General features: G+C 45.1%; 14 protein-coding genes and 1 riboswitch. Of the genes, 9 read left to right on the top strand and 5 right to left on the bottom strand.

The features are described 5' to 3' along the window. Positions 1–8: 8 nt before the first annotated feature. Positions 9–470, top strand: coding sequence for a putative iron-sulfur cluster-binding metallochaperone (locus Q9R36_RS23785; protein WP_098799333.1), 462 nt, complete (start codon positions 9–11; stop codon positions 468–470). A 1,337-nt stretch (positions 471–1,807) separates the two neighbouring features. Here the strand turns inward: Q9R36_RS23785 and Q9R36_RS23780 are convergent. Continuing rightward, complete coding sequence (locus tag Q9R36_RS23780) at positions 1,808–1,888, bottom strand: YnfA family protein (RefSeq protein WP_311226016.1); 81 nt, start codon at positions 1,886–1,888, stop codon at positions 1,808–1,810. Positions 1,889–2,410: 522 nt separating this feature from the next. Here Q9R36_RS23780 and Q9R36_RS23775 point away from each other — a divergent pair. After that, positions 2,411–2,689 (top strand): DUF3784 domain-containing protein, encoded by a 279-nt coding sequence (locus tag Q9R36_RS23775; RefSeq protein WP_101552525.1) that lies wholly within the window; start codon positions 2,411–2,413, stop codon positions 2,687–2,689. 23 nt (positions 2,690–2,712) lie between these two features. Here Q9R36_RS23775 and Q9R36_RS23770 read toward each other — a convergent pair whose 3' ends face one another. Continuing rightward, positions 2,713–3,096, bottom strand: coding sequence for an SET domain-containing protein (locus tag Q9R36_RS23770; RefSeq protein WP_035403454.1), 384 nt, complete (start codon positions 3,094–3,096; stop codon positions 2,713–2,715). Between the two features lie 818 nt (positions 3,097–3,914). Between Q9R36_RS23770 and Q9R36_RS23765 the strand changes: the two genes are divergently transcribed. Both Q9R36_RS23765 and Q9R36_RS23760 read left to right on the top strand, forming a co-directional pair. Continuing rightward, complete coding sequence (locus Q9R36_RS23765; RefSeq protein WP_253615984.1) at positions 3,915–4,193, top strand: CD3324 family protein; 279 nt, start codon at positions 3,915–3,917, stop codon at positions 4,191–4,193. Between the two features lie 110 nt (positions 4,194–4,303). Next, positions 4,304–4,939 (top strand): FusB/FusC family EF-G-binding protein, encoded by a 636-nt coding sequence (locus tag Q9R36_RS23760; protein ID WP_253615985.1) that lies wholly within the window; start codon positions 4,304–4,306, stop codon positions 4,937–4,939. 88 nt (positions 4,940–5,027) lie between these two features. Here Q9R36_RS23760 and Q9R36_RS23755 read toward each other — a convergent pair whose 3' ends face one another. After that, entirely contained in the window at positions 5,028–5,726 is a 699-nt protein-coding gene (locus tag Q9R36_RS23755) for a DUF421 domain-containing protein (protein WP_253615987.1), read from the bottom strand. Between the two features lie 117 nt (positions 5,727–5,843). Between Q9R36_RS23755 and Q9R36_RS23750 the strand changes: the two genes are divergently transcribed. From Q9R36_RS23750 to Q9R36_RS23730, 5 genes are all read left to right on the top strand, one after another. Next, positions 5,844–6,467 (top strand): histidine phosphatase family protein, encoded by a 624-nt coding sequence (locus Q9R36_RS23750; RefSeq protein ID WP_253615988.1) that lies wholly within the window; start codon positions 5,844–5,846, stop codon positions 6,465–6,467. 126 nt (positions 6,468–6,593) lie between these two features. Next, positions 6,594–6,935, top strand: coding sequence for a hypothetical protein (locus tag Q9R36_RS23745; RefSeq protein ID WP_101552536.1), 342 nt, complete (start codon positions 6,594–6,596; stop codon positions 6,933–6,935). Between the two features lie 27 nt (positions 6,936–6,962). Then, the gene (locus Q9R36_RS23740) at positions 6,963–7,130 is read left to right on the top strand and encodes a twin-arginine translocase TatA/TatE family subunit (protein WP_101552538.1); all 168 of its coding nucleotides are present in this window, start codon (positions 6,963–6,965) and stop codon (positions 7,128–7,130) included. Positions 7,131–7,215: 85 nt separating this feature from the next. Then, entirely contained in the window at positions 7,216–8,037 is an 822-nt protein-coding gene (locus Q9R36_RS23735) for an undecaprenyl-diphosphate phosphatase (protein ID WP_253615990.1), read from the top strand. Positions 8,038–8,109: 72 nt separating this feature from the next. Then, positions 8,110–8,249, top strand: a riboswitch (cyclic di-AMP (ydaO/yuaA leader). A 79-nt stretch (positions 8,250–8,328) separates the two neighbouring features. Continuing rightward, entirely contained in the window at positions 8,329–9,552 is a 1,224-nt protein-coding gene (locus tag Q9R36_RS23730; protein ID WP_224905164.1) for a dicarboxylate/amino acid:cation symporter, read from the top strand. Positions 9,553–9,626: 74 nt separating this feature from the next. Here the strand turns inward: Q9R36_RS23730 and Q9R36_RS23725 are convergent, their stop codons facing one another. Together Q9R36_RS23725 and Q9R36_RS23720 are read right to left on the bottom strand one after the other, a co-directional pair. Next, positions 9,627–11,123, bottom strand: coding sequence for a potassium/proton antiporter (locus tag Q9R36_RS23725; protein WP_101552543.1), 1,497 nt, complete (start codon positions 11,121–11,123; stop codon positions 9,627–9,629). A gap of 17 nt (positions 11,124–11,140) precedes the next feature. Continuing rightward, on the bottom strand, positions 11,141–11,698 hold the full coding sequence (locus Q9R36_RS23720; protein ID WP_101552545.1) for a tyrosine-type recombinase/integrase: 558 nt from the start codon (positions 11,696–11,698) through the stop codon (positions 11,141–11,143). Positions 11,699–12,036 lie beyond the last annotated feature (338 nt).

The following is a 12,036-nucleotide window of genomic DNA, read 5'->3' as shown; positions in this document are numbered from 1 at the left end:
GGAGAACGATGGATTGTTGTAGTAGTAAGGTTAATGAAGTGGTAACGGAAAATAATGGTGCTTGCCCATCTTGTAATAATAAAGCAAAAAACGTAAAGTTGATTACACTAAAATCATTACTTAAACCGACTGCATTAGAAACTTTAAATGCGAATGTAAATCACTATTTCTGTTTAAGTAAAGAGTGTGATGTAGTTTATTTTGATGCTGATAATAAGAAATATCTTACATCTGACATAAAGGTAGCAGTACATCAAAAAGATGACTATGTAATAACACCTATTTGCTATTGCTTTGACTGGACAAAAGAGAAAATTAAGAAATATGTAAAACAAGAACTTTCTCCTAATCCAATTGAACATATTCGAGAAAACATAAAGGAAAACCGATGTGGTTGTGAGGTAAACAATCCACAAGGAAGTTGCTGTTTGGGTAATGTTACAAAGTATATAAAAAGTATTAAAAGTTAATTTGAATCTTCAACTAACGTCCCTTATATATAGTATCCTTTTCAAAGCACTGATATGGTGCACCCTTTATACTGTTTACATGTAACCATAGAAAAGCGTTTAAGGACTTGACTTGGAGACTCTGTGGGTATGATTTGTCTTGAAAGGCTGAAGCACGTGTTTCAGTAGGCAAACCAGCCTATCATACCCACCCCTCCAAGTAAAGCCCTATCGTTGTTTACGTTGAAAACTATTATTTACTAAATATAATAAGTAAAAATAGTTAGTAAATAGGCTGTTTTTATATCTTCATTTACGTTGAATTAGGTCAAATACCATACTACATATAATGGTGCGTTACTTCATAAAGAGCCTAAATACACTACTTTCGTATTTTGGCTCTTTTTACATTCATAAAAGATAATGCCATTTATAGCATTTTTTAATTCCCAAATACATACCAAAGCGCTCCTTTCTTTTTTATATTGGTTTCAATAGAAAGAAGGGGGATTATGCTTACTCAATTAGTGATAGTCTATATTATTTCTGTCGTTTCTTTTTCTACAAATTGTACACAGATAAATATGTTGAATCAGAATAAAGTTTGCAGAATGAGAAAAAAGTCTGCATAAGAAGAAAAAAGTTTGCACGAAGTCTCGTGGGTGTATCCATAGTATGGGTATATTCACGGGGTTTTTTTATGTTTTTTATAGGCTAGCAAAGGTTTTTCGTGGGGGTTAAGGTATCCCTTTCGGGTTAGATAATATCTAAGAATAAAGACATCACAAGGGGTGTTCGTGTATCACTTTGAATGAGTAGTAATAGAACCAAACCAATTAAGGAAAGCCCACGTCCAGCAACGTGCAACACGCCACAAGCAAGGTTCTCGCCCATAAAAAAACAAATAAATATATAAATAATTAGGCATAGGTCAATTTGGTAAGTATGGGGAATGGCGGTGGTACAGGGGAAACCGCAAGGTATAGTAGAGTGCTCCATCTTTCAAGGGAAGCCCACGTCCAGCAACGTGTAACATGCCCCAAGCAAGGTCCTCGCCCTTAAAAATAAATATATATAAATAATTAGGTATGGGGTCAGGAGGTAAGTATGGAAACGGCGGTGGTACAGGCAAAACCGTAAGGTATAGTAGAGTGCTTCATCTTCCAAGGAAAGCCCACGTCCATGAAGGTATACCGTGCTTCAGACATAAGCACTCGCCCATAAAGAAATTATTAAAAAATAAAAATAAATAATTATGTATGGGTAACGTGGAAAGTATGGGATTGACGGTGGTATATGAGAAACCGTAAGGTGCTATGTATGAGGCCGATGGATTAAAGGTATCTTCGATACCTCATTTATTGGCGAGGTGCGAATATCATTACTGAAACACCCACTAAACAGATACCAGCATCTATCCAATCGTATAAATAAGGTATACCCCATCCTCAAATACGGAAGGACTCCTCCATAGCAGCATATACTCCGCATGGGAATGTTCGAAATGTAGTAATTACCACCTTATTACGCCAAGGCAACTCCTCCGAAAACACCCCATTAATGGCTTATCTTCTCTTAACCATAGCCAATTAAGATCCCCCTCCACCAATTTCGGCAATTCCAACAAATTTAAAAAATACAATTGCATAGGCACCAGATTAGAAGGCAAGAATCGGTTATGGTACAGGGGGCACCGTTAGGTGCCCTAATTGGGTTTTGGTCACTCCCCTAGTATGGTGGTCTCTCCACTATGTTTAAGCAAACTTTATTCTTATCTTTTTTACTTTTAGAGTTACTTTTCGGCTGAAAATGGGCAAATCTTTGAGCAAACTTTATTCTCATGAAATAAGTTGGGTAATGCCTTTGAAGTCAGATGTGGCAAGGGGTGAACGTGATTCCTCGCTTCTGCAAACTTTATTCTAATTTAACAATAGTGAAGAAATTTTAAGGAGATGGAATGAATGAATCAGGATTTGATTATTTTTGGGACTATTTTTCTTGTGCTTGGTTTTTTGGTAGGAGTTAAGAAAATGACGTGGCTTTTATCAGGGTTTAATGAAAAAAGGGTGAGGGATAAAAAGAAACTGGCCCATTTGGTCGGAGGAACGGAAGCGGTTCTTGGCATTGTTCTCCTTATCGGCGGCATTCTGGGTGTGGGTTCACCGAAATTCCTAATCATGCTCTGTATAGCCATTATGATGGGGCTTGTATATTATGTGAACAACAGGATGGCAGAGTGAATAAGGAGGGAAGCTGCCCCTCCTTATTCTTCTCCTCCGTTAAACCATAGGAGAGCATCATCATCAGGATCGCCGTTATAGTTGATCATGATTTCTTCATCTTTTTTTATATCCTTGTAAGCATAGAAATCAAAAGAGTGATTCTCGAAACTGATTTCATAATCGGCATTCGGCTCATAGGAATGGTTGAACAGCATTCCATACCCAAGGAGAAGGGCAGAATGGTTTGTCCCATACTCAAATACATAGTCGGCGAGCCTGGTTTTCTCAATATATTTATGTTCTTCATTTGGATAGGCAAGTACCGGGGCTCTGTGGATCAGCTCTCCCTTTTTGATATCACGGGTAGCGAACACACCTTTATTGGTTTCGTCATCAGTAATGTTTGAGATTCTAACTTCAATCAAGCTTTTCACCTTCGCCTTCATAATCTGTCAATCCTAGTCTGACAGTCTTGGGGCAAAAATGCAATCGCAGGAATCAATTGGATGGAAGTCTTAGGGGGTGCAGAGGCTGATTTGATACCAGCCCGGGTGTTTGTATGGTAAAGTAATAATAACAGCAAAGGAGGAAATGCAGATGCAAATCACTGATCAGGCACGCGATATCTTAAAGCAGATGTTTGAAAAAGAAAATGTCCGGAATATCCGCATATATTTCGCAGGCTATGGCTGAGGACAGCCAAAAGTAGGACTGGCTCTGGATGAGCCGGAAGAGGACGATAATGTATCTACAATCAATGAAATCAAAGTAGCAATCGATCCAATCATTGAACCGAATGTGGAGGACCTGGTCCTTGATCTTAGCGGAGACAAGAAAGGCCTTGTACTGCTGGGGAATACGGGCAATTGCTGTTAGAATAAGAAAGCATGGAAATGGGCTTCTGCTCTTTCCGTGCTTTTTTTTGTAGCATTTAATCCTGATCAGTTCCTCGAGACGGAAAGGGGAAGCAGAGGGCATCTTCCCTGTTCATATGAAAAAATCATGCAAATACACTCGAATTGTACTATAATGGATACCAAAATCAGGATAATCGGGAGGTGGATATAATGGCAGAAACATTCTGGCTGCCGGATACTGGAGCGGCTCATGCAAAGCCTGTAAGAGGAAAGGCGATACTTTGCATGGGGAGAAGATTCATATAATCGCCCTTACAATGTGATCTCATTTCTATTACTGGCTTTGCCCCTTATTTAGAAACCATTAAAATAAGGAGCTGGCCGAAATGAGCTATGTAAAAGCAGCCGCTGTTTTGCCTGAAGAGCTAATAGCGGAGATCCAGAAATATATTCAAGGTGAAATGATTTATATTCCAAAGCCTGGGGCTGCCCGGCGAAAATGGGGGGAAACCTCCGGGGGCCGGAAGCAGATCGATGCACGCAATGAGGAGATCAGGAAGGCATTCCGGAACGGAAAGCCGGTTGAAGTGCTGGCGGGCGAATACTTCCTGGCCAATGAAACAATCAAAAAGATAGTCTATTCAAAACAGAAAAGCAGGCAATAGGGTACACTTTGGTTCAGAGTCATTCTCTGCCTATTCCCGGCTGCTGATTTTATCTATAATTATCTTGAGAAGTCAACAGCCTGATCCGGGACAAAATAGGAGTGAATGCAATGGAGCCGTTTATCCGGAACGACCAGTATAATTTTATAAAAGAACAGGCAGCCCACCTTGTGAACGGGCACAGCTCTGTAAATGATAAAGGGGTTTTGAATGCACTGAGAGCCATCACCTCTGAGAAGGCTAAAGCACTGTTTCCAGAGCTCACTGCTGAACAGGAGGAGCTTCTTGCCCCTTTGCCTGATATAAAGGACAGGACAGAGGCAGACCGGTACCTGGAAGGCCTGCAGGATTATATCATTCCATTTCCGGCAGTGAGCGAACAGGCAGCCAGGAAGCTGTTTCCCAAGGCTAAAAAGCTGAAGGTGCCTGAAGCCGGGCTGGAAGAGCAGAAAGGCATTTCCTACTTTTCCTGGGACGACAAAGGCACTGGGAGAAGGTATATGGCCGTGCTGAATAAAAATAAGCTTGCCGGCTTGTCAGGAACCTTCAAGCCGATCAGCCAAAAAGGGATTTGTTCTATTTGCGGCAAACATGGAGAAGCAGGACTGTTTGTTTCCCAAAAGAAGGGCGCCGTTCAGGGGACTTACGTAAGAAAAGGCAATTATATTTGCAGCGACACCATAAAATGCAACCAGAACCTGACCAGTCTTGAGAAGCTGGAGCAATTTGTTGAGCTGGTGAAATAGCACAAAAGAAAGACAGGGGCCTGGTTACAGGTCCCTGTCTTTGCAGTAAAGCCCGCGCTGGGGCAGTTCTGAAGATCTTCGCCTCCGGTTAGTGAAGCTGATCATCCTTATAGTCAACGTAAAGGGTGCCATTCTGCTGGACTTCAGCGTAGAAGACATCAGACAGGGAGGCGCCGCTTTGCTGGAGCTGGTCTTCAATCCATTCCTGGGAAAGGTTTAAGCCGTCAAGATTCTGGGAGACAAGCTGGCCATCGGAAATGACGGCGGTGCCGACCGGATAGGCATCTTTGGGCACCGGGTTTCCCTGGGCTGCATGGCTTTGTGTCAGCGGGCGCTTTCCTTCTTTTTTGAGCACCGACAGCTTGCCGTCCGTCTCAAAGACCGCATAGTCTGCATCTGAGATGGAGAAGATATTTTTTTGCCTGAGCAAAGCGCTTAAGGCATCAATATCCAGTCTGGCTTTGCGGAGGGAGTCTTCCATCACCTTGCCGTCTTTTATGACGATCAGCGGCTGGCCCTCCAGGAATACCCTTGCTTTCCTGGATTTGATATCAAGATAGCCCATGAGGATGGTGAACGCGGCCCAGCCGGCCAGGGCAATGACCCCATTTCGAATGGTCACATTCGGGCTGAGGACAAGGTTGGCTGCAATAGAACCGATGGCAATGGCTGATACAAAGTTAAAAAAGGTCATTTGGGCAATTTCTTTCCGCCCCATCAGTCTGGCAAGCGCAAAAAGCACAAGAAAAGAAACGGTAATCCTTATAAGCACTTCTGGAATATTCATGTTCCACCTCAATCAGGATTATTTTTATAGAGAAATTGAATCTCTTAGTAAGAATGCATCCTTATTTTGGCAGGGTAATATCTTTTTATACATAAAAAAGAAAGAGAGTTGGAGTGGATGCTTGAATTATTGCTGATCCGCCATGGCCAGTCAGAAGCTGACCTGCTGGACGTACACGAGGGCAGGGCGGATTTTCCGCTGACCGTTTTGGGAAGGAGGCAGGCGGGACTCCTTGCTGAATTTATCACTGAACACTATCCTCCTGATATCATCTGGGCAAGTACGCTGAAAAGGGCCTATGAAACAGCGGCTATTACAGCTGATAGAGCAGGGTGCAGGCTGAGGAAGGATGAAAGGCTGATGGAATTCAATAATGGCGTTCTGGCCGGGATGTCCCGGGAGGAAGCGGGCATCCGTTATCCAGAACCGCCTGAGGGCAGAAAGCCGCATGTGCGCATCGAGAAGGGGGAGTCGATGCTTGAAATGAGATTCCGGGCCGAGACCGTTCTATCAGAGATCCTGGATGATGCTGAACAAAAAGGGTATAAGAGGGTTGCTGCAGTTTCGCACGGCGGATTGATTTCCATGCTGATCCTGGCGCTGCTTGGGCTGCCCAATACAAGCCGCCAGCTCTTTGCTACAGGAGATACCGGAGTTCATTTGTTCAGGCTGGATCATAAAAGAAGGGTGGCCATGTTTTTGAACTGCCAGCGGCACCTGCCTGATGAGTTTTTGGGATAGGAGGGGACAGGATAGCCTGTCCTTTTTCTTTTTTCCATAAAAAGGGGGTTGGTTATTGATTTTCAGTCTTTCCAAACCGGGGCGGACGAAGTATGATAATTCTATCAAACTGAAAGGGAAGACAATATGGCGGGAATGAATCTCCTTTTCCTATTTGCAATCAGTGTCTATAGTCTATGGGGATTAGGGCATGATCCTTTCTCGAGCCTGCTTTCGGGTGATGAGAAGCGCTTTGAAATGCTGGTCCTGGAGGACGGCAAGGTTTTTTCGAAAGAAAAGCCTTTTGAGCGAAAAGGAAAGCTCCTTGGGACGGCCGCGTATCTTCCATTGTTGGCATCGCCGGCCGGCATGCTGCTTTTCCGAAGGTTTTTCCGGATGGATATTATGCTGGAAAAGCTGAGGATCCTGCTTACACCGGTCTTTTTTCATTCTAAGTTCTTTATCTCCTCCTCTGGTAGTAATAAATAAAACTAAACTGAAAAAAGAGGTGCAGAGATGAGGAATTTAGGCTTTGGGGAAATCATGGTCATTGTTTTTGTTGCGCTGCTTATATTTGGACCGCAAAAGCTTCCGGAGCTTGGCAGGGCTGCCGGCAATACGCTGCGTGAATTCAAAAAGGCAACAAAAGGCATCCTGGAAGATGATAAAGAGAAAGAAAAATAAATAGATGGCAGGACTGCTCCGCCGATGAGAGCTCATATTAGCAGCTTTTGCGTGCGGGGCAGCTGTTTTGTTCTGGAGGAAAATAATGAAAGAGATGATTGTTGCCCTGATATTGGGCATTGTTGAAGGTCTTACTGAGTTTGCACCCGTTTCGTCTACCGGCCATATGATTATAGTGGACGATATTTTATTAAAGTCAAAAGAGCTTTTCTCGAAGGAAGTAGCCAATACATTCAAGGTTGTCATTCAGCTTGGGTCGATCCTTGCGGTGGTGATTGTGTTCAAGGACCGGTTTATCCAGCTCTTAGGGCTGGGTAAAGGGGGGAAGGAACAATCGGATGGACCGAGGCTGAAGCTTACACAAGTCATTGCGGGCCTGCTGCCTGCGGCGGTTCTCGGGCTTCTTTTCGAGGATTATATAGATAAATACCTTTTCTCTATCAATACAGTGGTAATCGGCCTGGTGGCTGGCGCTCTGCTTATGATTGCAGCTGATTATTATTCAAAGAGGAAGCCGGCCATCGAGACGGTGGACAAAATCACTTACCGGCAGGCAATCCTCATTGGATTGTTCCAGTGCATCGCCTTATGGCCGGGCTTTTCACGGTCAGGCTCCACAATCTCGGGCGGGGTGCTGCTCGGCCTCAGCCACAGGGCAGCCTCTGATTTTACCTTTATCATGGCGGTGCCTGTCATGCTTGGGGCAAGCGGGCTGTCGCTTCTGAAAAATTGGGAGTACTTCACGCCTGATGCCATCCCATTCTTTATAGTCGGCTTCATCAGTGCCTTTGTGTTCGCCCTGGCATCAATCCGTTTCTTCCTGGCGCTCATCAACAGAATCAAGCTGGTGCCGTTCGCCATTTACAGGATTATCCTCGCGGCTGTCATTTATTTTGTTTTTCTGTGAGGGAAAAAGTACAGTTCCAGTATTTAAATATTTACAGACGATAGGTTCATAGAGTAAAATTAAAAAAAATTATCGAAAGATGCGCTTAATCTTTTTAAAGAGCGGGGGATCCAACGGGCATATATCTGCCTCGGGGTGAATCCTTTACAGGTAGGGCACTCTCAAAGCCCGAATCCGACAGCTAACCTCGTAAGCGTTATTTGGGAGGACAAGTCTGCGTTCAAACACAGAGACTCGCTCTCTGTGTTTTTCTATGCTAAAAAATCAGAATTTGACAAGGAGGCTTGCAGCATGAAACTTTCAACAAAGATTATCATCGCTCTGATTGCAGGGGGCATTGTCGGCTTATTGCTGAATCTATATTCCCCGGATTTATTTGAAACATTGAATACTTATCTGTTCACTCCGCTGGGGAAAATATTCCTCAACCTGATTAACATGCTCGTGGTGCCAATCGTGTTTTTCTCCATCACTCTTGGCACAGCCGGCCTCGGGGATCCTAAAAAGCTCGGAAGGATCGGCCTGAAGACAATCTCTTTCTTCCTGGCTACTACTTGTATGGCCTTGATCATCGGGATCGTCTTCGCGTACATCTTCCAGCCGGGGAATGTCGGGACCTTCGATACCACTGGTGCAGAGTTTGAAGCACAGGAAGCTCCGCCTGTATCTGAAACCCTGCTGAATATCATTCCGACAAATCCTATCAAGGCATTTACAGAAGGTAACATGCTTCAGATCATTACATTCTCTGTTTTCGTCGGCTTTGGTCTTACTATGCTTGGCGAGAAAACCAGAGGCGTCCTGAAGCTGTTTGACCAGGGGAATGAGCTGATGATGTACCTTGTGAACCTGATCATGCGTTTTGCGCCATATGGAACCTTCGGCCTGATCGTATCGGCAGTCGGCACCCAGGGAGTTGATGCGATCAAAGCGATGGGGCTGTACATGGGTGTGGTGCTTGCGGCACTTATCGTCCATACGCTTGTGACGTACGGAGGATCGGTATACTTCCTGGCCAAGCGCAGCCCTATCGAATTCTTCAAGGGCTTTGCCCCGGCCATGAGCGTGGCCTTCAGTACATCGAGCAGTAATGCCACACTTCCGGTTTCCATGAATGTGGCACAGAAGAACCTGAAGGTCCCTGAATCGGTGAGCAGTTTTGTTCAGCCGCTTGGTGCGACAATCAATATGGATGGAACAGCGATCATGCAAGGTGTCGCAACCATCTTTATCGCTCAGGTATATGGCCTTGACCTGACGTTCACGCAGCTAGTGACGGTCGTCCTGACTGCCGTCCTTGCGAGCATCGGTACAGCAGGTGTGCCGGGCGTCGGCCTGATCATGCTGGCGATGGTCCTTCAGTCTGTTAACCTTCCTGTTGAAGGGATTGCCCTGATCATCGGGATCGACAGGCTTCTGGATATGACCAGAACAGCAGTTAATATTACAGGTGATGCTGCTTGTGCAGTCATCGTCGGTGAATCCGAGAAAAAGAAAAACAGGGAATTAACCTGATAATAGAGTAAAGCAAAACACCGTCCGGATAAGGACGGTGTTTTTTTGATGGACCGGGTGAACGCGGTACCTTCTTAAGCAGTCGGCTCGGCCGCTTCTTCTATTTTTTTCTGCAGGAGAAGCTTTTTGAGCTGCGGCTTGCTTTTGCGGCTTGCCAGGATATACAGAACATCCCCTGGAAGGATGATGGTGCTGCCGGCCGGTGTGATCAGTTCATCATTGCGGATGATGGCATTCACAAGTGCACCTTTTGGAAACGGGATATCAATCAGGGTCTGCCCGATGATCTGGGCATCATCCTCCATTTCGTATTCAATCATCTCTGCATCGGCTTTTCCGATGGACACAAGCTCAAGCGAATGCATGGGCGTCGTTTTTTTCGGTCCGGTCAGCTTCAGTTTAGCTGCGAGCGCTGTAATCGTTGAGCCTTGTATGAGGCAGCTGGTCAGGACGACAAAGAACACGACATTGAAGATCTGCTGGCTTCCCTCGATTCCTGCAAGAAGGGGGAAGGTGGCCAAGACGATAGGGACAGCTCCCTTTAGTCCTGCCCAGGAAAGGAAGATGAGTTCATTCGTTTTATATCCCATCCTGACGGTAGACAAGAAGACGGCTGCAGGCCTTGCAATCAATATGAGGATCGCAGAAATGGCAATGCCTTTCAGGAAGATATCCAGGCTGAACAGCTCTGAAGGGAACACCAGCAGGCCGAGAATCACAAACATCATGATCTGCATCATCCAGGCAAATCCTTCAGAAAAACGGAAGATGGTATGCTTGTAGGCAAGTTCCATGTTTCCGATGATAATGGCAGCGATATAGACGGCCAAGAGTCCGCTTCCGCTTGCAAAGGCTGTAATACCATAGGTTAAGAGTGCAAAGGCTGTGGCAAAAACAGGATAGAGGCCGCCAGAATCAAGATTGATGCGGTTAAGGGCAAAGACGGCCAATCTGCCGAAAATCAGGCCAAACAGAAGGCCGATGCTCATCTGAAGGAAAAAGGTTCCGATCAGCGACCAGATGCTTGCTTCCGGAAGGGTGATCAATTCAATCATGGCGACTGTCAGGAAGACAGCCATCGGGTCATTGGAGCCTGATTCTGCTTCTAAAGTGGCACCGATCCGTTCATCGATATTCTTATCCTTAAGAACAGCGAAAACGGCAGCGGCATCTGTTGATCCGACGATGGCACCGAATAAAATCGATTCGAGCCAGCCTGTCCCCAGAATGAACTTCGCTGCGGCTGCGACGATTCCGGATGTGAGGATGACGCCGAGGGTGGCGAGTGACAAGGATGGGAGGACGACAGGGCGCAGTGTTTTCCACTTAGTCTGCAGGCCGCCCTCAAACAGGATAATGATTAAAGCAAGGACACCGATCATCTGGGCTGTGCTGGCATTGTCGAAATAAATGATGCCCAGTACGTCACTGCCCATCAGCATCCCGACTGCCATAAATAGCACGAGGGAAGGAACGCCGAGGCGTGAGGAGAACTTAGTTGTCAGCACGCCGGTAATGAACAGGATGGCCGCAAGCAGGATGAATGTATCTGTATGCAAAACATTAATCATTGATATCAGCTCCTTTTCTATAAATTGACGTCGAGAGTGACAGATGGAGGGTTCTTAGGTGAAATCCCCAGATAGCTATAGGTTTCTGAAGGGGAGGATTGCTGGAGCCTCTTTTGAATGAGCGACACGGCAATACCTTTTGAATAAGCATGATAGCCAAAGGTTTTTCTTAGTGTGTGTGTGCCGACAGGCTCTTCAATGCCGGCGGCCTGGGCAGCCTCATTAATGATCCGGTACGCCTGTACCCTCGTGATTGAATTTTTGGACTTCCTTGACTTAAAGAGCGGGTCTTCCCAGTTGAGGCCATTCTCCTGGATGCATGTGTGGAGGGCTTCACGGACCTGCAGATTGAAATAGATAGGGGGAAAGCAAGCCTCAGAGGTATGCAGATAGGAAAGGATATTTCCGCTTTCATCTGCTGCGTCCTTTACCTGCAGGTGAAGCAGGTCATTGATGCGTATTCCGGTGTTGATGCCAAGCAGAAACAAGCAATAGTCGCGGGAAGAGCGGGATTGGAGCCATTCCTTCATCATCAGGATCTTTTGTTTGTCAGTTATTGCACCGACTGTTTTCATTTAATCACCTCCAATGTAACTTAATCCTATTATAGCATATGGTTATGTAACATGAAAAAGACTAGCATCACGTAGGGCTTAGATTAAAGTCTTTTTACCCTGAAAAAACATGAAATGGCAAAGTGATTTTGTTACGATAGAAAGAAAACAGCCTGGCTTATAATCAATGGAGGAACTATGTTAAAGAAGCTTATTATGCCTATTATTTATATAAGTGAGTGGGTGGTGTTTTTTTATGCTGTCCTCTTTATGATTGTTTTTAATCTAACTTATTACGTAAACATGGTCATAATTGATATGCCTTGGGAAGAACGTACCTCCCTGCCTTTTATAAAGAC

Source organism: Bacillus sp. AG4(2022), from assembly GCF_031844465.1.
In the GTDB taxonomy this organism is placed as follows: Bacteria; Bacillota; Bacilli; order Bacillales; family Cytobacillaceae; genus Bacillus_AB; species Bacillus_AB infantis.
Note: the sequence above shows the minus strand (reverse complement) of the source record. Positions and strands in the feature narration are given on the sequence as shown.

What these genes read in the sequence shown, in the direction of transcription:
- Q9R36_RS23785 (WP_098799333.1), top strand. Translation starts at nt 9, where the DNA reads ATGGATTGTTGTAGTAGTAAGGTTAATGAAGTGGTAACGGAAAATAAT.
- Q9R36_RS23775 (WP_101552525.1), top strand. Translation starts at nt 2,411, where the DNA reads ATGAATCAGGATTTGATTATTTTTGGGACTATTTTTCTTGTGCTTGGT.
- Q9R36_RS23765 (WP_253615984.1), top strand. Translation starts at nt 3,915, where the DNA reads ATGAGCTATGTAAAAGCAGCCGCTGTTTTGCCTGAAGAGCTAATAGCG.
- Q9R36_RS23760 (WP_253615985.1), top strand. Translation starts at nt 4,304, where the DNA reads ATGGAGCCGTTTATCCGGAACGACCAGTATAATTTTATAAAAGAACAG.
- Q9R36_RS23755 (WP_253615987.1), bottom strand. Translation starts at nt 5,726, where the DNA reads ATGAATATTCCAGAAGTGCTTATAAGGATTACCGTTTCTTTTCTTGTG.
- Q9R36_RS23750 (WP_253615988.1), top strand. Translation starts at nt 5,844, where the DNA reads ATGCTTGAATTATTGCTGATCCGCCATGGCCAGTCAGAAGCTGACCTG.
- Q9R36_RS23745 (WP_101552536.1), top strand. Translation starts at nt 6,594, where the DNA reads ATGGCGGGAATGAATCTCCTTTTCCTATTTGCAATCAGTGTCTATAGT.
- Q9R36_RS23740 (WP_101552538.1), top strand. Translation starts at nt 6,963, where the DNA reads ATGAGGAATTTAGGCTTTGGGGAAATCATGGTCATTGTTTTTGTTGCG.
- Q9R36_RS23735 (WP_253615990.1), top strand. Translation starts at nt 7,216, where the DNA reads ATGAAAGAGATGATTGTTGCCCTGATATTGGGCATTGTTGAAGGTCTT.
- Q9R36_RS23730 (WP_224905164.1), top strand. Translation starts at nt 8,329, where the DNA reads ATGAAACTTTCAACAAAGATTATCATCGCTCTGATTGCAGGGGGCATT.
- Q9R36_RS23725 (WP_101552543.1), bottom strand. Translation starts at nt 11,123, where the DNA reads ATGATTAATGTTTTGCATACAGATACATTCATCCTGCTTGCGGCCATC.
- Q9R36_RS23720 (WP_101552545.1), bottom strand. Translation starts at nt 11,698, where the DNA reads ATGAAAACAGTCGGTGCAATAACTGACAAACAAAAGATCCTGATGATG.